Source organism: Pseudomonas sp. F007, assembly GCF_057814275.1.
The window spans coordinates 1-20748 of the sequence record NZ_JBVATA010000011.1 but is presented as its reverse complement, the minus strand read 5'-3'; the positions used below and the strand labels follow the sequence as shown (position 1 = coordinate 20748).

16 protein-coding genes, 4 tRNA genes and 1 rRNA gene are annotated in these 20748 nt (G+C 55.4%); all 21 read right to left on the bottom strand.

What is annotated here, in order from left to right; translation table 11 throughout:
• Positions 1-88: 88 nt before the first annotated feature.
• Positions 89-1282, bottom strand: a complete 1194-nt coding sequence (tuf, locus tag ACZYR5_RS25650; RefSeq protein WP_027617687.1) for an elongation factor Tu — start codon at positions 1280-1282, stop codon at positions 89-91.
• Between the two features lie 30 nt (positions 1283-1312).
• Positions 1313-3418, bottom strand: a complete 2106-nt coding sequence (gene fusA / locus ACZYR5_RS25645; RefSeq protein WP_489092203.1) for an elongation factor G — start codon at positions 3416-3418, stop codon at positions 1313-1315.
• 30 nt (positions 3419-3448) lie between these two features.
• Positions 3449-3922, bottom strand: coding sequence for a 30S ribosomal protein S7 (rpsG, locus tag ACZYR5_RS25640; protein WP_027617685.1), 474 nt, complete (start codon positions 3920-3922; stop codon positions 3449-3451).
• A 108-nt stretch (positions 3923-4030) separates the two neighbouring features.
• A complete protein-coding gene (rpsL, locus tag ACZYR5_RS25635; protein ID WP_003186084.1) occupies positions 4031-4402 on the bottom strand; it encodes a 30S ribosomal protein S12 in 372 nt (123 codons plus the stop codon).
• A gap of 217 nt (positions 4403-4619) precedes the next feature.
• Entirely contained in the window at positions 4620-8819 is a 4200-nt protein-coding gene (gene rpoC, locus ACZYR5_RS25630) for a DNA-directed RNA polymerase subunit beta' (protein WP_489092202.1), read from the bottom strand.
• A gap of 64 nt (positions 8820-8883) precedes the next feature.
• Complete coding sequence (gene rpoB, locus ACZYR5_RS25625; RefSeq protein ID WP_489092201.1) at positions 8884-12957, bottom strand: DNA-directed RNA polymerase subunit beta; 4074 nt, start codon at positions 12955-12957, stop codon at positions 8884-8886.
• Between the two features lie 220 nt (positions 12958-13177).
• Positions 13178-13543, bottom strand: coding sequence for a 50S ribosomal protein L7/L12 (gene rplL / locus ACZYR5_RS25620; RefSeq protein WP_018925654.1), 366 nt, complete (start codon positions 13541-13543; stop codon positions 13178-13180).
• 78 nt (positions 13544-13621) lie between these two features.
• Entirely contained in the window at positions 13622-14122 is a 501-nt protein-coding gene (gene rplJ / locus ACZYR5_RS25615) for a 50S ribosomal protein L10 (RefSeq protein ID WP_489092200.1), read from the bottom strand.
• Positions 14123-14321: 199 nt separating this feature from the next.
• Positions 14322-15017: a 50S ribosomal protein L1 gene (gene rplA / locus ACZYR5_RS25610; protein ID WP_489092199.1), complete on the bottom strand. Its 696-nt coding sequence runs from the start codon at positions 15015-15017 to the stop codon at positions 14322-14324.
• A complete protein-coding gene (rplK, locus tag ACZYR5_RS25605) occupies positions 15017-15448 on the bottom strand; it encodes a 50S ribosomal protein L11 (RefSeq protein ID WP_003176435.1) in 432 nt (143 codons plus the stop codon). Before rplK ends, rplA begins: the two co-directional genes overlap by 1 nt.
• Before the next feature lie 117 nt (positions 15449-15565).
• Positions 15566-16099: a transcription termination/antitermination protein NusG gene (nusG, locus tag ACZYR5_RS25600; RefSeq protein ID WP_010443972.1), complete on the bottom strand. Its 534-nt coding sequence runs from the start codon at positions 16097-16099 to the stop codon at positions 15566-15568.
• 9 nt (positions 16100-16108) lie between these two features.
• A complete protein-coding gene (gene secE / locus ACZYR5_RS25595; RefSeq protein WP_064680062.1) occupies positions 16109-16477 on the bottom strand; it encodes a preprotein translocase subunit SecE in 369 nt (122 codons plus the stop codon).
• 45 nt (positions 16478-16522) lie between these two features.
• Positions 16523-16598: transfer RNA gene (locus ACZYR5_RS25590), tRNA-Trp, on the bottom strand.
• A 53-nt stretch (positions 16599-16651) separates the two neighbouring features.
• Entirely contained in the window at positions 16652-17845 is a 1194-nt protein-coding gene (gene tuf, locus ACZYR5_RS25585) for an elongation factor Tu (protein ID WP_489092198.1), read from the bottom strand.
• 85 nt (positions 17846-17930) lie between these two features.
• Positions 17931-18006: transfer RNA gene (locus ACZYR5_RS25580), tRNA-Thr, on the bottom strand.
• A gap of 26 nt (positions 18007-18032) precedes the next feature.
• Positions 18033-18106, bottom strand: a tRNA-Gly gene (locus ACZYR5_RS25575).
• A gap of 25 nt (positions 18107-18131) precedes the next feature.
• A tRNA-Tyr gene (locus ACZYR5_RS25570) sits at positions 18132-18216 on the bottom strand.
• A 143-nt stretch (positions 18217-18359) separates the two neighbouring features.
• Positions 18360-18803: a hypothetical protein gene (locus tag ACZYR5_RS25565; RefSeq protein WP_489092197.1), complete on the bottom strand. Its 444-nt coding sequence runs from the start codon at positions 18801-18803 to the stop codon at positions 18360-18362.
• Positions 18804-18811: 8 nt separating this feature from the next.
• Positions 18812-19561, bottom strand: coding sequence for a pantothenate kinase (locus tag ACZYR5_RS25560; protein ID WP_489092196.1), 750 nt, complete (start codon positions 19559-19561; stop codon positions 18812-18814).
• Positions 19551-20510 (bottom strand): bifunctional biotin--[acetyl-CoA-carboxylase] ligase/biotin operon repressor BirA, encoded by a 960-nt coding sequence (gene birA, locus ACZYR5_RS25555; RefSeq protein WP_489092195.1) that lies wholly within the window; start codon positions 20508-20510, stop codon positions 19551-19553. The genes ACZYR5_RS25560 and birA overlap by 11 nt, the downstream gene beginning before the upstream one ends.
• 135 nt (positions 20511-20645) lie before the next feature.
• Positions 20646-20748 (bottom strand): 5S ribosomal RNA (gene rrf / locus ACZYR5_RS25550); the annotation flags it as partial.

Below are 20748 nucleotides of genomic sequence, written 5' to 3'. Positions count from 1 at the left end.
GGAGGCGCAATTCTATAGAGGGGCCACCATAGTGTCAACCCAATAAAAAAGCCCCCGCTGAGCGGGGGCTTTTTCAAGTCATCACTTATTAAGCGATGATTTTGGCTACGACGCCAGCGCCGACGGTACGACCGCCTTCACGGATAGCGAAACGCAGACCATCTTCCATTGCGATGGTTTTGATCAGGGTAACAGTCATCTGAATGTTATCGCCTGGCATTACCATTTCAACGCCTTCCGGCAGCTCGCAGTTACCGGTCACGTCAGTGGTACGGAAGTAGAACTGTGGACGGTAGCCTTTGAAGAACGGAGTGTGACGACCGCCTTCTTCTTTGCTCAACACATACACTTCTGCAGTGAAAGTGGTGTGCGGCTTAACCGAACCCGGCTTAACCAGAACCTGACCACGCTCAACGTCGTCACGCTTGGTGCCACGCAGCAGAACGCCGCAGTTCTCACCAGCACGACCTTCGTCCAGCAGCTTGCGGAACATCTCAACACCGGTGCAGGTGGTGGTGGTGGTGTCACGCAGACCAACGATTTCCAGAGCGTCTTGAACGCGAACGATACCGCGCTCGATACGACCAGTTACTACAGTACCGCGACCGGAGATCGAGAATACATCTTCGATTGGCATCAGGAACGGCTTGTCGGTCAGACGAACTGGTTCTGGGATGTAGGTATCCAGAGTTTCAACCAGTTTACGAACGGCAGTGGTGCCCATTTCGTTGTCGTCTTTGCCTTCCAGAGCCATACGAGCCGAACCGATGATGATCGGAGTGTCGTCGCCTGGGAAGTCGTAGGTGGACAGCAGGTCGCGAACTTCCATCTCAACCAGTTCCAGCAGCTCTGCGTCGTCTACCAGGTCAGCCTTGTTCAGGAAAACCACGATGTACGGAACGCCAACCTGACGGGACAGCAGGATGTGCTCACGGGTTTGTGGCATCGGACCATCAGCGGCCGAGCAAACCAGGATCGCGCCGTCCATCTGGGCAGCACCGGTGATCATGTTCTTCACGTAGTCAGCGTGACCTGGGCAGTCAACGTGAGCGTAGTGACGAATAGTCGAGTTGTACTCAACGTGCGCGGTGTTGATGGTGATACCACGAGCTTTTTCTTCTGGAGCGCTGTCGATCTTGTCGAACTCAACGATTGCAGAACCGAAAACTTCGGAGCAAACGCGAGTCAGAGCAGCGGTCAGAGTGGTTTTACCGTGGTCAACGTGACCGATGGTGCCAACGTTGACGTGAGGTAGGGAACGATCAAATTTTTCTTTAGCCACGACAATTAACTCCTTGCCTAAAGGACTGAATCAGCCTTGTTTTTTGGTAACGGTTTCGACGATGTGCGACGGAGCCGTATTGTATTTTTTGAATTCCATAGAGTAGCTTGCGCGACCTTGGGACATGGAGCGAACGTCGGTTGCGTAACCGAACATCTCACCCAGCGGAACTTCGGCACGAATTACTTTGCCGGAGACCGTGTCTTCCATACCCAGGATCATGCCGCGACGACGGTTAAGGTCGCCCATCACGTCACCCATATAGTCTTCAGGCGTAACAACCTCGACCGCCATGATCGGCTCAAGCAGCTCACCACCGCCCTTCTGGGCCAGCTGTTTGGTCGCCATGGAAGCAGCCACCTTAAACGCCATCTCGTTGGAGTCGACGTCGTGGTAAGAACCATCGAACACGGTTGCCTTCAGGCCGATCAGCGGATAGCCGGCAACAACGCCGTTCTTCATCTGCTCTTCGATACCCTTCTGGATAGCCGGGATGTATTCCTTAGGAACCACACCACCTACTACTTCGTTCACGAATTGCAGACCTTCCTGACCTTCGTCAGCAGGAGCAAAACGGATCCAGCAATGGCCAAACTGACCACGACCGCCGGACTGACGAACGAACTTGCCTTCGATTTCACAGTTCTTCGTGATGCGCTCACGATAGGAAACCTGAGGCTTGCCGATGTTGGCTTCAACGTTGAACTCACGGCGCATCCGGTCAACCAGGATGTCCAGGTGCAACTCACCCATACCCGAGATGATCGTCTGACCAGTCTCTTCGTCGGTTTTTACGCGGAAAGATGGATCTTCCTGAGCAAGCTTGCCCAGTGCGATACCCATTTTTTCCTGGTCATCCTTGGTCTTTGGCTCAACGGCAACCGAGATAACCGGCTCCGGGAAGTCCATACGAACGAGGATGATTGGCTTGTCAGCGTTGCACAAGGTTTCACCAGTGGTGACATCCTTCATGCCGATCAGGGCCGCGATGTCGCCAGCGCGCACTTCCTTGATCTCTTCACGGGCGTTTGCGTGCATTTGCACCATACGACCCACGCGCTCTTTCTTGCCTTTAACCGAGTTGATCACGCCGTCGCCGGATGCCAACACGCCCGAGTAAACGCGGACGAAGGTCAAGGTACCCACGAATGGGTCAGTAGCGATCTTGAACGCCAGAGCCGAGAACGGCTCGTTGTCGTCTGCGTGACGCTCCATTTGAACTTCTTCGTCATCCGGGTCGGAACCCTTGATGGCTGGAATGTCAGTTGGGGCAGGCAGGTAGTCGATAACGGCGTCGAGAACCAGGGGAACGCCCTTGTTCTTGAACGAAGAACCGCAAACAGCCAGGACGATTTCGCCAGCGATAGTACGCTGACGCAGAGCGGCCTTGATTTCCTCGGTAGTGAGCTCTTCGCCCTCGAGGTACTTGTTCATCAGCTCTTCGCTGGCTTCGGCCGCAGCCTCAACCATGTTGCTGCGCCACTCTTCAGCCAGCTCCTGCAGCTCGGCAGGGATAGCTTCGCGACGTGGAGTCATGCCCTTGTCAGCATCGTTCCAGTAAACGGCTTCCATGGTCATCAGATCGATCTGACCCTGGAAGTTGTCCTCGGAACCGATAGCCAACTGGATAGGCACTGGAGTGTGACCCAGGCGCTGCTTGATCTGAGCGATTACGCGCAGGAAGTTAGCACCGGCACGGTCCATCTTGTTCACGTAAACGATACGCGGAACACCGTACTTGTTGGCTTGACGCCATACGGTTTCGGACTGCGGCTCAACACCAGAGGTACCGCAGAACACAACGACCGCGCCGTCGAGTACACGCAGGGAACGCTCAACTTCAATAGTGAAGTCTACGTGACCCGGGGTATCGATGACGTTGAAGCGGTACTGGTCCTTGTGCTGCTTTGCAGAACCCTGCCAGAAGGCGGTAATGGCAGCAGAAGTAATGGTAATACCACGCTCCTGCTCCTGAACCATCCAGTCTGTGGTCGCGGCGCCGTCATGCACCTCGCCCATCTTGTGGCTTTTGCCTGTGTAAAAAAGGACGCGCTCGGTGGTGGTGGTTTTACCAGCATCCACGTGAGCGACGATACCGATGTTACGGTAGCGGCTAATCGGAGTAGTACGAGCCATAAAGCCCTCGCAAAATTAGTGAAGCTGAAATTAGAAGCGGTAGTGCGAGAAAGCTTTGTTGGCTTCGGCCATACGGTGCACGTCTTCACGCTTCTTAACTGCTGCACCTTTACCTTCAGCAGCATCCAGCAGTTCGCCAGCCAAACGCAGAGCCATGGACTTCTCGCCGCGCTTGCGGGCGAAGTCTACCAACCAGCGCATTGCCAGAGCGTTACGACGGGACGGACGAACTTCAACCGGAACCTGGTAAGTAGCACCACCAACGCGGCGCGACTTCACTTCGACCAGCGGAGCGATGGCGTCGAGTGCTTTTTCGAAGAGTTCCAGGGGATCGGTGCCGTTCTTACGAGCCGCAACGGTTTCCAGGGCACCATAAACGATACGCTCGGCAACGGCTTTCTTGCCGCTTTCCATAACGTGGTTCATGAATTTGGCGAGGATTTGGCTTCCGTATTTCGGATCGTCCAGAATCTCACGCTTTGCTGCTACGCGACGTCTTGGCATTGATAAGCCCTCAAACGGTCTTCAGGTTAGCCCGGGACAGATCCTGCGGATGCGTGCCCGACCTTACTCTTATCGACTCAATAAAATAAAAATCTGCAAAACGGCCGATTACTTCGGACGTTTGGTACCGTACTTCGAACGACCCTGGTTACGACCTTTAACGCCGGAAGTATCCAAAGAACCGCGAACGGTGTGGTAACGAACACCTGGCAAGTCTTTTACACGACCGCCGCGGATCAGTACCACGCTGTGCTCTTGCAGGTTGTGGCCTTCACCGCCGATGTACGAGGAAACCTCGAAACCGTTGGTCAGACGCACACGGCATACTTTACGCAGTGCCGAGTTAGGTTTTTTCGGCGTAGTGGTGTACACACGGGTGCACACGCCACGACGTTGCGGGCAGTTCTGCAGCGCAGGTACGTCGGATTTCTCGACGATACGCTTACGCGGCTGACGTACCAGCTGGTTGATAGTTGCCATCTACTAGCTCCACTGTTGTCTTGCGACGCTATTGTCTTGCAAGAAAAGCAAAATGGCAGGAACGAATTCCCGCCAAATTTAGGGGATCAAGAGTCTAAAGAGGATCTTGGCCCCAGTCAAGGCAAGGCCCCGACCTCCCCCTTCATCAAACCGGGACAATAATGTCTCGGTCCGACGAACGGGGCAGCCAGGGCCCGGCACTTATTTATCGCAGAACTCAATTACCACTCGAGTTCAGCGCTTCGGTCAGTGCAGCTTCCACTTCACTGGCGCTTACACGCAACGGCTTGTCTGCATCACGGCGACGCTTGCGCTCGCTGTGGTACGCCAGACCGGTACCCGCCGGGATCAGACGACCCACGACCACGTTTTCTTTCAGGCCGCGCAGGTAGTCACGCTTGCCGGTTACCGCCGCTTCGGTCAGTACGCGAGTGGTTTCCTGGAAGGAAGCCGCCGAGATGAACGATTCGGTGGACAACGACGCCTTGGTGATACCCAGCAGAACGCGAGTGAACTTGGAGACAAACTTGTCTTCGCCGCTCAGACGCTCGTTCTCTACCAGTACGTGAGTCAGCTCCATCTGGTCACCCTTGATGAAGCTGGAATCGCCAGATTCAGCGATCTCAACTTTACGCAGCATCTGACGCAGGATGGTCTCGATGTGTTTGTCGTTGATCTTCACGCCTTGCAGGCGGTAAACGTCCTGGATCTCGTTGACGATGTACTTGGCCAGCGCACTCACACCCAGCAGACGCAGGATGTCGTGCGGATCGCTTGGGCCGTCGGAGATAACTTCGCCGCGGTTTACCTGTTCGCCTTCGAACACGTTCAGGTGGCGCCACTTCGGAATCAGTTCTTCATACGGATCGCTACCGTCGTTCGGGGTAATAACCAGACGGCGCTTGCCTTTGGTTTCTTTACCGAACGCGATGGTGCCGCTGACTTCAGCCAGAATCGACGCTTCCTTCGGACGACGAGCTTCGAACAAGTCGGCAACACGCGGCAGACCACCGGTGATGTCGCGTGTTTTCGAAGTTTCTTGCGGGATACGAGCGATAACGTCACCGATCGCGATCCGCGCACCGTCCGCAACACCGACCAGGGCGTTGGCTGGCAGGAAGTACTGAGCGATTACGTCAGTGCCTGGCAGCAACAGATCCTTGCCGTTGTCGTCGACCATCTTCACGGCTGGACGGATGTCCTTGCCGGCAGCTGGACGATCTTTCGGATCAAGTACTTCAATGTTGGTCATACCGGTCAATTCGTCTGTCTGACGCTTGATCGTGATGCCTTCTTCCATGCCCACGTAGGTCACGGTACCTTTCATTTCGGTAACGATTGGGTGAGTGTGCGGATCCCACTTGGCCACGATTGCGCCAGCGTCGACCTTGTCACCTTCTTTAACCGAAATTACAGCACCGTACGGCAGCTTGTAACGCTCGCGCTCACGACCGAAGTCATCCGCGATTGCCAGCTCACCGGAACGGGACACAGCTACCAGATGACCATCCACACGCTCAACGTGCTTCAGGTTGTGCAGACGGACGGTGCCGCCATTCTTCACCTGAACGCTGTCGGCCGCGGAGGTCCGGCTTGCCGCACCACCGATGTGGAACGTACGCATCGTCAGCTGGGTACCCGGTTCACCGATAGACTGGGCAGCGATAACGCCAACCGATTCACCAATGTTCACCTGGTGACCACGGGCCAGATCACGGCCGTAGCACTTGGCGCAAATGCCGTAGCGGGTTTCGCAGCTGATCGGCGAACGCACGATCACTTCGTCGATGCTGTTCAGCTCGATGAACTCGACCCACTTCTCGTCTACCAGGGTGCCGGCAGGAACGATAACGTCCTCGGTACCCGGCTTGAATACGTCACGGGCAATAACACGACCCAATACGCGCTCACCCAACGGCTCTACAACGTCACCGCCTTCAATGTGCGGAGTCATCAGCAGACCGTGTTCGGTGCCGCAATCGATCTCGGTTACCACCAGATCCTGCGCAACGTCTACCAGACGACGAGTCAGGTAACCGGAGTTCGCAGTTTTCAACGCGGTATCCGCCAGACCTTTACGAGCACCGTGAGTGGAGATGAAGTACTGGAGTACGCTCAAACCTTCACGGAAGTTCGCAGTAATCGGCGTTTCGATGATGGAACCGTCCGGCTTGGCCATCAGACCACGCATACCGGCCAGCTGACGAATCTGTGCTGCGGAACCCCGCGCACCCGAGTCAGCCATCATATACATCGAGTTGAACGATTCTTGCTCGACTTCGTCGCCATGACGGTCGATGACCTTCTCTTTCGAGAGGTTGGCCATCATAGCCTTGGATACTTCGTCGTTCGCCTTGGACCAAAGGTCGATCACTTTGTTGTACTTCTCGCCCTGGGTTACCAGGCCGGAGGCGTACTGACTTTCGATCTCTTTCACTTCATCGGTAGCAGTACCGATGATGCGGGCTTTTTCATCCGGGATAACGAAGTCGTTAACGCCGATGGAAACGCCGGAAATGGTCGAATAGGCAAAACCGGTGTACATCAACTGGTCAGCGAAGATCACGGTCTCTTTCAGACCAACCACGCGGTAGCACTGGTTGATCAGCTTGGAGATCGCCTTTTTCTTCATCGGCAGGTTGACGACGTCATACGACAGACCTTTTGGCACAACCTGGAACAACAGCGCACGACCGACAGTGGTGTCGACGATACGGGTGTTGGTCACGCTGCCGCCATCACGGTCGTTGACGGTTTCGTTGATCCGCACTTTAACCTTGGCGTGCAGTGCGGCTTCGCCGGCACGGAACACACGGTCAACTTCCTGCAGATCCGCGAACACACGACCTTCGCCCTTGGCGTTGATCGCTTCACGAGTCATGTAGTACAGACCCAATACAACGTCCTGCGACGGAACGATGATTGGCTCACCGTTGGCTGGCGACAGAATGTTGTTGGTCGACATCATCAACGCACGCGCTTCCAGCTGGGCTTCCAGCGTCAGCGGTACGTGCACGGCCATTTGGTCGCCGTCGAAGTCGGCGTTGTACGCGGCGCAGACCAGCGGGTGCAGCTGAATAGCCTTACCTTCGATCAGAACCGGTTCAAACGCCTGGATACCCAGACGGTGAAGGGTCGGTGCACGGTTGAGAAGAACCGGGTGTTCGCGAATCACTTCAGCGAGAACGTCCCAAACTTCCGGCAGTTCGCGCTCGACCATCTTCTTGGCAGCTTTGATGGTGGTAGCGAGACCACGCATTTCCAGCTTGCCGAAAATGAACGGCTTGAACAGCTCGAGCGCCATCTTCTTCGGCAGACCGCACTGGTGCAGACGCAGGGTCGGACCTACGGTAATTACCGAACGGCCGGAGTAGTCAACACGCTTACCGAGCAAGTTCTGACGGAAACGACCCTGCTTACCCTTGATCATGTCAGCCAGGGATTTCAGAGGACGCTTGTTCGAACCAGTGATAGCGCGGCCACGACGACCGTTGTCGAGCAGTGCGTCGACAGCTTCCTGCAACATACGCTTTTCGTTGCGCACGATGATGTCCGGAGCGGACAGATCCAGCAGGCGCTTCAAACGGTTGTTACGGTTGATCACTCGACGATACAGATCGTTGAGGTCGGAAGTCGCGAAACGACCGCCATCCAGCGGGACCAGTGGACGCAGATCTGGCGGCAGAACCGGCAGAACGGTCAACACCATCCACTCTGGCAGGTTGCCGGAACCCTGGAAGGCCTCCATCAACTTCAGACGCTTGGACAGCTTCTTGATCTTGGTTTCCGAGTTGGTTTGCGGAATTTCTTCGCGCAGACGGCCAATCTCGTGTTCCAGGTCGATAGCGTGCAGCAGTTCACGGACAGCTTCGGCACCCATGCGGGCATCGAAATCGTCACCGAACTCTTCCAGCGCTTCGAAGTACTGTTCGTCGTTGAGCAGCTGACCTTTTTCGAGGGTGGTCATGCCTGGATCGATAACGACATAGCTCTCGAAGTAGAGAACGCGTTCGATATCACGCAGGGTCATGTCCATCAGCAAGCCGATACGGGACGGCAGCGATTTCAGGAACCAGATGTGGGCAACTGGCGAAGCCAGTTCGATGTGCGCCATGCGCTCACGACGAACCTTGGCCAGTGCAACTTCAACGCCGCACTTCTCGCAGATCACACCACGATGCTTCAAGCGCTTGTACTTACCGCACAGGCACTCGTAATCCTTTACCGGGCCAAAGATCTTGGCGCAGAACAGGCCGTCACGCTCAGGCTTGAACGTACGGTAGTTGATGGTTTCCGGCTTTTTAACTTCACCGAACGACCACGAACGGATCATCTCAGGCGATGCCAATCCAATACGGATGGCGTCGAACTCTTCGACTTGACCCTGGTTTTTCAGCAAATTCAGTAGGTCTTTCAAGGCCTTTCCTCCTGGCGGAGCAGAGAGCGGGCAATCCAGCCCCGCTCTCGATTCACGTCACGTGTTATTCGGTTTCCAGATCGATATCGATGCCGAGGGAACGAATTTCCTTGATCAACACGTTGAAGGACTCGGGCATGCCCGGCTCCATACGGTGATCGCCATCCACGATGTTCTTGTACATCTTGGTACGGCCGTTCACATCGTCCGACTTCACTGTGAGCATTTCTTGCAGAGTGTATGCAGCACCGTATGCTTCCAGTGCCCAGACCTCCATCTCCCCGAAACGCTGACCACCGAACTGCGCCTTACCACCCAGCGGCTGCTGGGTAACCAGGCTGTACGAACCGGTAGAACGCGCGTGCATCTTGTCGTCTACCAAGTGGTTCAGCTTCAGCATGTACATGTAGCCAACGGTAACCGGACGTTCGAACTTGTTGCCGGTACGGCCGTCGGTCAGCTGCATCTGGCCGCTTTCTGGCAGGTCTGCCAGTTTCAGCATGGCCTTGATTTCGCTTTCCTTGGCGCCGTCGAACACTGGGGTCGCCATCGGCACACCGCCACGCAGGTTCTTCGCCAGATCCAGGATTTCCTGGTCGGAGAAGTCGTCAAGGCTCTCTTGACGCCCGCCGATCTCGTTGTAGATCTCGTGCAGGAACTTGCGCAGTTCGGCAACCTTGCGCTGCTCTTCGACCATACGATTGATCTTCTCGCCCAGACCTTTGGCCGCGAGGCCCAGGTGAGTTTCGAGAATCTGACCAACGTTCATACGCGAAGGTACGCCCAATGGGTTGAGGACTACGTCGACCGGGGTGCCATTGGCATCGTGCGGCATGTCTTCAACCGGCATGATCACGGAGACCACACCCTTGTTACCGTGACGACCGGCCATCTTGTCGCCCGGCTGGATGCGACGACGGATTGCCAGGTAAACCTTGACGATTTTCAGCACGCCTGGAGCCAGGTCATCGCCCTGCTGCAGTTTGCGCTTCTTGTCTTCGAACTTGTCGTCCAGCAGGCGGCGACGATCAACGATGTAGGCCTGAGCCTTCTCGAGTTGCTCATTCAGAGCATCTTCAGCCATGCGCAGTTTGAACCACTGGCCGTGCTCAAGACCGTCGAGTACTTCGTCGGTGATGTCCTGGCCTTTCTTCAGACCGGCGCCGCCTTCGGCTTTGTGGCCGACCAGAGCGGAACGCAGACGTTCGAAAGTAGCACCTTCAACGATACGGAACTCTTCGTTGAGGTCCTTGCGGATCTCGTCCAGCTGGGACTTCTCGATCGACAGGGCACGAGCGTCACGCTCAACGCCGTCGCGGGTGAAGACCTGTACGTCGATGACAGTACCTTTGGTACCGGTAGGTACGCGCAGGGAGGTGTCTTTAACGTCGCTGGCTTTTTCACCGAAGATCGCACGCAGCAGTTTTTCTTCCGGAGTCAGTTGAGTCTCGCCTTTCGGAGTGACCTTACCAACCAGGATGTCGCCAGCGCCAACTTCAGCACCTACGTAAACGATACCGGCTTCGTCCAGCTTGTTCAGTGCAGCTTCACCCACGTTCGGGATGTCCGCAGTGATTTCCTCTGGGCCAAGCTTGGTGTCACGGGCCACACAGGTCAGTTCCTGAATGTGGATCGTGGTGAAACGGTCTTCCTGAACAACGCGTTCCGACAGGCAGATGGAGTCTTCGAAGTTGAAGCCGTTCCATGCCATGAAGGCGATACGCATGTTCTGACCCAGCGCCAGTTCACCCATGTCGGTGGACGGACCGTCGGCCATGATGTCGCTACGCTGAACCCGATCACCCTTGCTCACCAGCGGACGCTGGTTGATGCAGGTGTTCTGGTTGGAGCGGGTGTACTTGGTCAGGTTGTAGATGTCGACACCAGCTTCGCCGGTTTCAACTTCATCATCAGCAACACGAACCACGATACGGCTGGCGTCGACGGAGTCGATCACGCCGCCACGACGAGCCACGACGCAAACGCCGGAGTCACGGGCTACGTTACGCTCCATGCCGGTACCGACCAGCGGCTTGTCAGCGCGCAGGGTTGGTACAGCCTGACGCTGCATGTTCGAACCCATCAACGCACGGTTGGCGTCGTCGTGCTCGAGGAACGGAATCAGCGACGCAGCAACCGAGACAACCTGCTTCGGCGATACGTCCATCAAGGTGACGTCTTCCGGCGCCTTGACGGTGAATTCGTTCAAGTGACGAACAGCTACCAGTTCGTCGATCAGGACTTTCTGTTCGCTCATCGTGGCCGAAGCCTGGGCGATCACGTGATCGGCCTCTTCGATAGCGGACAGGAACACGATCTCGTCGGTAACCAGTGCGTCTTTCACCACGCGGTACGGGCTCTCGAGGAAACCGTACTGGTTGGTGCGCGCATAGGCTGCCAGGGAGTTGATCAGACCGATGTTCGGACCTTCCGGCGTTTCGATCGGGCAAACACGACCGTAGTGCGTCGGGTGTACGTCACGAACTTCAAAGCCGGCACGCTCACGGGTCAAACCACCTGGGCCGAGTGCGGAGACACGACGCTTGTGGGTGATCTCGGACAGCGGGTTGTTCTGGTCCATGAACTGGGACAGCTGGCTCGAACCGAAGAACTCTTTCACCGCCGCAGCCACTGGCTTGGCGTTGATCAGGTCTTGCGGCATCAGGCCTTCGCTTTCAGCCATCGACAGACGCTCTTTGACCGCACGCTCAACACGTACCAGGCCAACGCGGAACTGGTTCTCAGCCATTTCGCCTACGCAGCGAACACGACGGTTACCCAGGTGGTCGATGTCATCGACGATGCCTTTGCCGTTACGGATGTCGACCAGGGTCTTCAGTACCGCGACGATGTCTTCCTTGCACAGCACGCCCGAACCTTCGATTTCGGTGCGACCGATTCGACGGTTGAACTTCATCCGGCCGACCGCAGACAGGTCGTAGCGCTCAGGGCTGAAGAACAGGTTGTTGAACAGGGTTTCAGCAGCGTCTTTGGTCGGTGGCTCGCCTGGACGCATCATGCGATAGATTTCGACCAGCGCTTCCAATTGGTTGCTGGTGGAGTCGATCTTCAGGGTGTCGGAGACGAACGGACCGCAGTCGATATCGTTGGTGTACAGAGTTTCAATACGTACGACGCCAGCCTTGGCGATTTTCGCCAGGATCTCGGTGTTCAGCTCGGTATTGCACTCTGCCAGGATTTCGCCGGTTGCCGGATGCACGATGACCTTGGCGGTAGTACGGCCCAGAACGTAGTCCAGCGGCACTTCCAGCTCTTTGATCCCGGCTTTTTCCAGCTGGTTGATGTGACGAGCGGTGATACGACGACCCTGCTCGACAATAACCTTGCCGTTGTCATCCTGGATATCCAGGACAGCGATTTCACCACGCAGGCGCTGAGGCACCAGCTCCAGGCTCAGGCTCTCGCCCTTCACATGGAATACGTTGGTGGTGTAGAACGCGTCCAGCACTTCTTCAGTGCTATAGCCCAGCGCGCGCAGCAGTACCGATGCCGGCAGCTTGCGACGACGGTCGATACGCACGAAAACGCAATCTTTCGGGTCGAACTCGAAGTCCAGCCACGAACCGCGGTAAGGAATGATTCGCGCCGAGTACAGCAGTTTGCCAGAGCTGTGTGTCTTGCCACGGTCGTGGTCGAAGAACACGCCCGGGGAACGGTGCAACTGGGAAACGATTACACGCTCGGTACCGTTGATTACGAAGGTACCGTTCTCAGTCATCAGTGGGATTTCACCCATGTAGACTTCTTGCTCTTTGATGTCCTTGATCGCTTTGTTCGACGATTCTTTGTCGAAAATGATCAGGCGCACTTTTACCCGCAAAGGTACGGCGTAAGTTACACCGCGCAATACGCATTCTTTGACATCAAATGCCGGATCGCCCAGACGATAACCAACGTACTCCAGAGCAGCATTGCCGGAGTAGCTGATGATCGGGAAAACGGATTTGAAGGCCGCATGCAGGCCCACGTCGCGGAACTGATCTTTAGTCGCTCCCGCTTGCAAGAATTCACGATACGAATCCAGCTGGATGGCCAGGAGGTAAGGCACATCCATGACGTCCGGCAACTTGCTAAAGTCCTTGCGGATACGTTTTTTCTCAGTATATGAGTAAGCCATCAGCGTTCCCCAGCTTGGTCACCTGCTTGTTTGGCCCCTCCCGACGGGAGCAACCAGAAAATCGTGCAAACCCCATGGTTTGCGCCACCGCATCGGGTGGTTACAGCACGTTATCGGCGCCGACCGAGTCGGCCGCCAATAACGGAAAAAGGCCGGTGGCAAGAGCCACCAGCCATCAGCCTTTCGCTTAACGCTCGGGCTGGAGACGCAAGGTCTGAGCTTACTTCAGCTCGACTTTAGCGCCTGCTTCTTCCAGAGCTGCTTTGGCTTTGTCAGCTGCGTCTTTGGCAACAGCTTCCAGAACCATGGCAGGAGCGCCGTCAACTACAGCCTTGGCTTCTTTCAGGCCCAGACCGGTCAGTTCACGTACTGCCTTGATCACGTTTACCTTCTTCTCGCCAGCTTCGGTCAGCATGACGTTGAATTCGGTTTGCTCTTCAACAACAGCGGCAGCAGCAGCTGGACCAGCAGCAGCAACAGCGGCGGTCACGCCGAAGGTTTCTTCCATTGCTTTGATCAGCTCAACAACTTCCAGAACGGTTTTCTGGCCGATTGCTTCGATGATTTGTTCGTTAGTCAGAGACATGACTTGAATCCTGTATTGGGGTGACAGCTTACGCAGCCATCAAATTAAACATATGATTTTGAAAGGTACGACTGCGCCTTAGGCTGCAGCAGCTTCTTTCTGGTCGCGAACGGCTGCCAGGGTACGAGCCAGCTTGCTGGTAGCGCCTTGAATCACGCTCATCAGCTTTGCAATAGCTTCGTCACGGGTCGGCAGGGTAGCCAACACGTCGATCTGGTTAGCGGCAAGGAACTTGCCATCAAACGCAGCTGCCTTGATCTCGAACTTGCTCTGACCCTTTGCGAACTCTTTGAAAATCCGGGCAGCAGCGCCTGGATGTTCTTTGGAGAATGCGATCAGGGTAGGGCCGGTGAACACGTCGTTGAGGACACTGAATTCAGTGTCGGCAACAGCGCGCTTGAGCAGGGTGTTACGTACGACACGTACGTAAACGCCAGCTTCACGAGCCTCTTTGCGGAGTCCGGTCATTGCGCCTACTGTTACGCCACGGGCATCAGCCACGACAGCGGACAGAGCGACTTTGGCAGCCTCGTTGACTTCAGCGACGATGGCCTTCTTGTCTTCGAGTTTAATTGCCACGGGTTTAACTCCTGCTTGTTACCGTTTCATCTGATCGAAACCAGATGTCGTTTTGGTGTCTGATTCGGTAAGGAACCGGGAGCACCATCTGCGTAGGCTTGAGGTTTAAGACTTGCGTCGCCTACGGTCTTGGATAGCCCCCGCCAGGCAGGGACCCCAATTTTTTCAACTGGCACGATCACTCATGCCAATGCATTGCTTATACGTCCAGCGAGCCTTGGTCGATGACCAGACCTGGGCCCATAGTGGTGCTCAGGGTAACGCGCTTGACGTAGATACCTTTCGAGGAAGCAGGCTTGATACGCTTCAGGTCAGCGATCAGGGCTTCAACGTTTTCCTTCAGCTTGACGGCATCGAAACCGACCTTGCCAACGGAAGTGTGGATGATGCCGTTTTTGTCAGTGCGATAACGAACCTGACCAGCCTTGGCGTTTTTAACCGCGTTGGCTACGTCTGGAGTTACGGTGCCGACTTTCGGGTTAGGCATCAGACCACGTGGACCGAGGATCTGACCCAACTGACCTACAACGCGCATTGCATCCGGGGATGCGATCACTACGTCATAGTTCAGGTCGCCGCCTTTCATTTCGGCAGCCAGATCGTCCATGCCTACGCGATCAGCGCCAGCAGCCAGAGCAGCTTCAGCTGCTGGGCCCTGGGTGAACACAGCAACGCGAACAGTCTTGCCAGTGCCGTGTGGCAGCACGGTAGCGCTACGAACAACCTGGTCAGATTTACGCGGGTCAACACCCAGGTTAACAGCGATGTCCATGGACTCGCTGAACTTGACGGTCGACAGCTCGGTCAGGAGAGCAGCTGCGTCAACGAAGCTGTAGGACTTGCCCGCTTCGATTTTGCCGGCGATAGCCTTTTGGCGCTTGGTCAGCTTAGCCATTACACACCCTCCACGTTAAGGCCCATGCTACGAGCAGAACCGGCGATAGTACGCACGGCTGCATCCATATCAGCTGCAGTCAGATCCGCGTTTTTGGTTTTCGCGATTTCTTCCAGCTGAGCACGGGTTACGGTGCCAACCTTAACGGTGTTTGGACGAGCGGAACCGCTAGTCAGACCAGCAGCCTTCTTCAGCAGAACCGAAGCAGGGGTCGACTTGGTTTCGAACGTGAAGCTACGGTCGCTGTAGACAGTGATGATCACTGGAGTCGGCAGACCTGGCTCAAGACCCTGGGTACGGGCGTTGAAAGCCTTGCAGAATTCCATGATGTTCACGCCGTGCTGACCCAGAGCAGGACCAACAGGTGGGCTTGGGTTAGCCTGAGCGGCCTTCACTTGCAGCTTGATGTAAGCGGTAATCTTCTTGGCCATGAGGCACTCCAATTACGGGTTCAAACGCCTCGAGAGGCTCCCCGGTTACTTGCGCGTTTATCCCAGTGACGACAAAACCCCACAGCCTTGGGCTGCGGGGTTGGGATGCTTGTTCGGCTAGACCTTTTCGACCTGGCTGAACTCCAACTCTACCGGGGTAGAGCGACCGAAAATGAGCACCGCGACCTGAATCCGGCTCTTTTCGTAGTTAACTTCTTCGACCGTGCCGTTGAAATCGGCAAACGGACCGTCGGTGACGCGAACCACTTCGCCCGGCTCGAACAATGTCTTCGGCTTCGGCTTGTCGCTACCATCAGCAACACGACGCAGAATCGCTTCTGCCTCCTTATCAGTGATCGGCGCAGGCTTGTCGGCGGTACCGCCAATAAAGCCCATCACCCGAGGAGTATCCTTGACCAAGTGCCAAGTACCCTCATTCATATCCATCTGAACCAGCACGTAACCTGGGAAGAATTTGCGCTCGCTTTTGCGTTTCTGGCCATTACGCATTTCAACCACTTCTTCAGTGGGAACCAGAATTTCGCCGAAGCCATCTTCCATGCCAGCCAGCTTTACGCGCTCGATCAACGAACGCATGACATGCTTCTCGTAACCCGAGTAAGCATGCACAACGTACCAACGCTTAGCCACGGGACACCCTTAGCCAACAATCAAGGAAACAAGCCAACCGAGCAGGGAATCGAGCCCCCACAACAGCAACGCCATAACCAGGACAACAGCCACCACAATCAAGGTGGTCTGCGTGGTTTCTTGGCGAGTTGGCCACACGACTTTACGAATCTCGGTGCGAGCTTCCTTAACCAGTACAAAGAAAGACTTGCCCTTCGCCGTCTGCAGGCCTACAAAGGCAGCTACAGCAGCAATGACAAGCAAAGCGAGTACGCGGTACAGGATCGGCGAAGCAGAGTAGTACTGATTGCCAACGACGCCTACAACCACCAAAGCAGCCACTGCTAGCCACTTGAGCAAATCGAAGCGAGAGCCTTGAGCTTCAGCTTTAGGAGTCATCTATGAAGATCCTGTGAAAAGAAAGCCAGACACACTGAGTGAATCTGGCAGGTCAGGAGGGAATCGAACCCCCAACCTACGGTTTTGGAGACCGTCGCTCTGCCAATTGAGCTACTGACCTAAAACAAAATCAGGCCGACCATTATGCCGGCCTGAAAAAGACATTACAACAACTTACTCGATTACTTTGGCTACGACGCCTGCGCCGACGGTACGACCGCCTTCACGAATAGCGAAACGCAGACCATCTTCCATTGCAATGGTCTTGATCAGGGTAACAGTCATCTGAATGTTATCGCCCGGCATTACCATTTCAACGCCTTCCGGCAGCTCGCAGTTACCGGTCACGTCAGTGGTCCGGAAATAGAACTGAGGACGGTAGCCCTTGAAGAATGGCGTGTGACGACCACCCTCTTCCTTGCTAAGAACGTAAACCTCTGCAACAAACTTGGTGTGCGGCTTCACAGTACCCGGCTTGACCAGGACCTGCCCACGCTCAACGTCATCACGCTTGGTACCACGCAGCAACACGCCGCAGTTTTCACCAGCACGACCTTCATCAAGCAGCTTGCGGAACATTTCAACACCCGTGCAAGTCGTCTTGACCGTGTCACGAAGACCAACAATCTCGACTTCTTCCTGGATGCGAACAATACCGCGCTCAACACGACCAGTTACAACCGTACCACGACCAGAGATCGAGAATACGTCTTCAATCGGCATCAGGAACGGCTTATCAATAGCGCGCTCAGGCTGCGGGATATAAGCATCCAGGGTCTCGACCAACTTCTTGACAGCAGTTGTGCCCATCTCGTTGTCGTCTTGACCATTCAACGCCATCAGCGCCGAACCAATTATGATCGGAGTGTCGTCGCCCGGGAAATCGTAAGTGCTGAGCAAATCACGCACCTCCATCTCGACCAGCTCTAACAACTCGGCATCATCCACCATGTCAGCCTTGTTCAGGAAGACGACGATGTAAGGAACACCAACCTGACGGGACAACAGGATATGCTCACGGGTTTGCGGCATCGGACCATCAGCGGCCGAGCAAACCAGAATCGCGCCATCCATCTGCGCCGCACCGGTAATCATGTTTTTTACGTAATCGGCGTGACCTGGGCAGTCAACGTGAGCGTAGTGACGCTCTGCCGAATCATACTCAACGTGAGCGGTGTTAATGGTGATACCACGTGCTTTTTCTTCCGGCGCGCTATCGATCTTGTCGAAGTCAACCTTGGCAGAACCGAAAACCTCGGAGCAGACACGAGTCAGAGCTGCGGTCAGCGTGGTCTTGCCATGGTCTACGTGACCAATCGTACCTACGTTAACGTGCGGCTTGTTACGTTCGAACTTTTCCTTAGCCATCGAATTCACCCCTAATGAGAAGAATCAATCAAGTGACGCCAGCCATTAAAACAAAGGCAGATATTTTCATATCTGCCTTGTTATATGGAGCTCTTGAGCGGATTTGAACCGCTGACCTCACCCTTACCAAGGGTGTGCTCTACCAACTGAGCTACAAGAGCGTAACACTTTGCACAACCTGCAAACTTGGAGCGGGTAGCGGGAATCGAACCCGCATCATCAGCTTGGAAGGCTGAGGTTCTACCACTAAACTATACCCGCGTAAGCTTGCAGCTCACGCTAAAAATGGTGGAGGGGGAAGGATTCGAACCTTCGAAGTCGTAGACGTCAGATTTACAGTCTGATCCCTTTGGCCGCTCGGGAACCCCTCCTAAGCGAGCCAGCATTTTACATCATGCTAGCCTTCTGTCAAGCATTTTTCTCATTAAAATCCTGAGCTTAGCTGCGTTGACGTCGCTTCACTTCGTTTTCCGTTTCCGGTGTTCGCTGTGGAGCGGGCGCCATTCTATGCAACCTATTGAGTAGTTGCAACCCCCCCACACCGCATTATTTTATGTTTTAACTCATTGAATTCGTTAGCAAGGTTCATCAGCACGGAATCATTGGCCAAACGCCGGCTTTCGGGAGAAACCTGCATCCAGAATCCTGCCGAATCTGGCAGCGAAGTCGTAAGTTGCTGCACCTTGATATCGAGCGCCGCCAATCGTGCCTCTACGGCCCTTGCCGTCTCCTGGCGCGCAAAGCCTCCCAGATAGAGACAGGACTCATCCGCTGCAGACGCTCTGACAGCATTACGGCTAGCTACATCCGGCGTTTCGCTCAACAAACGGATATCTTGCTGGGAACCCTTATATAAGCTCAACGGGGTAACGTCCTTGGCGCGCAACGGCGCCTCCTGCTGATGCCAGACGTAATAGAAGACGTTGAGAACCAACAACAACAGAAACAGCCAGCGCATAGAACACCTCAGGACAACGGACAGGCCATGGCCAGACCTACAAATACCAGATCTGGCACGACTCGCGCGTTAGGCACTACGCCTGCCACCAGATCCGCATCCCCCCCCGTGAGGAAGACCGAGAAGCTCTGCCCCCAATATTCCCGCGCGAGCTCCAGCTGGGTCAGCACGAAGCCCCTGAGCATCAACGAACACCCGCGCTCTACTGCTTCTACCGTATTGCGACCAGGCCGCAGGCTCTCCACCGCCCTGGATGCCGCGACGTCGTCGTAACGAATGCGTCGGGTATGTGTGCGCAACTGATGGCGCATCAAAGGCATTCCTGGACAAATGAACCCCCCAAGATGCTGACCATCCACAGCAATGAAGTCCGCCGTCACCGCGGTGCCGAAATCGAGCACCAGGCACGCCCCAGCGGCCAGGTGATGCGCTCCGAGCATCGCCAACCACCGATCGAGCCCCAGGCGTTGGTATTCCTCGTAGCCATTGTGCACCCCGGACATTTCTCGCGCCGGCGCAGCACACATTGCGATGACACCAAAGGCATCATTCAACGCATTTACCAGTGCAGCCGTCTCATCAGCGGTCCTGACACTGACCAACCGGCAGTACTGCAGATTCAATCCCGCACAGGCACGCAAGCTCTGCAGCAACGCCAGATCAGAGTCCACCACCCCTTCGGCAAACAGCTGCAAGGCATCCGCTTGCATGACTCGCCATTTGATAAAGCTGTTCCCACAATCGAGCTCAAGAATCATCACGCAGCCTCAGACTTAGCTCGCCACCACTGAATACTTTTTCCACGCCATCGACTTTCAATCGCAACGCACCCTGAGCATCGATACCCAGCACAACACCATCAATACGATTAACTCCAGCGATCAGCGACACCGAGCGCCCTTGCCAAAGATGGCCCTGCTCCCATTGCGCCTGAAGCGCTGAAAAGCCTTCCGATTGTTGACGCACCAGGTACTCACTAAGCACGCCACTCAAATGCGCAACCAATCGATTGCGATCAAACGCCCTTCCCGCCTCGAGAAGCATTGAGGTCCACTGTTGATCCACCTCGTCTGCTTCTCGCATGTTGACATTGATGCCCACACCCAAGACCACGTGACACACGTCAGCGGGGTCTCCGACTAACTCAAGCAATATTCCCGCGATCTTTTTCTCACCGACCAATACATCATTCGGCCACTTCAAGCCGGCAGTCACGATCCCGAGCTCCCTGAGCGTCTGCATCACAGCAAGGCCTACAACCAGGCTCAGCCCCTCCAATTGACGCATACCACCGTCAATACGCAAGACCAGGCTGTAATAGATATTCTCAGCAAATGGGCTGACCCATTTGCGGCCTCGGCGACCTCGACCTGCAGTTTGACGCTCGGCGAGCATTAAAAAGGGAGCCGACGCACCACGCTCAACAGCCCGCAGGGCTTCAGCGTTGGTTGAATCAAGGGTGTCAAAGACCTGGACCGGCCAATGTTCAAAGGACGAATGCTCGTCGATCCGAGCAGAATCGAGCAGCGTCAGAGGAGCCTGAAGCTGGTAGCCACGACCTCGCACCTTATGAATAGTGAGACCCAGTTCCGCCTCTAGGTGCTGGAGCTGCTTCCAGACAGCACTGCGACTGATCCCCAGAGCAGCGCCAAGCGCCTCACCTGAGTGAAATCGACCGTCTTTCAAAAGTTTTAACAACGTCAGCATGCAACTATCGCCTCACAATGAGGCCGCATGATAGCCATGCCCTGCGCCGTTGCATAGAAATCATGAACCACAACTTTCCCGCGCGCAAAAACAAAACCCCTACCTGCATATGCAGATAGGGGTTTCGGAATTTAATCTTGACGATGACCTACTCTCACATGGGGAAACCCCACACTACCATCGGCGATGCATCGTTTCACTGCTGAGTTCGGGATGGGATCAGGTGGTTCCAATGCTC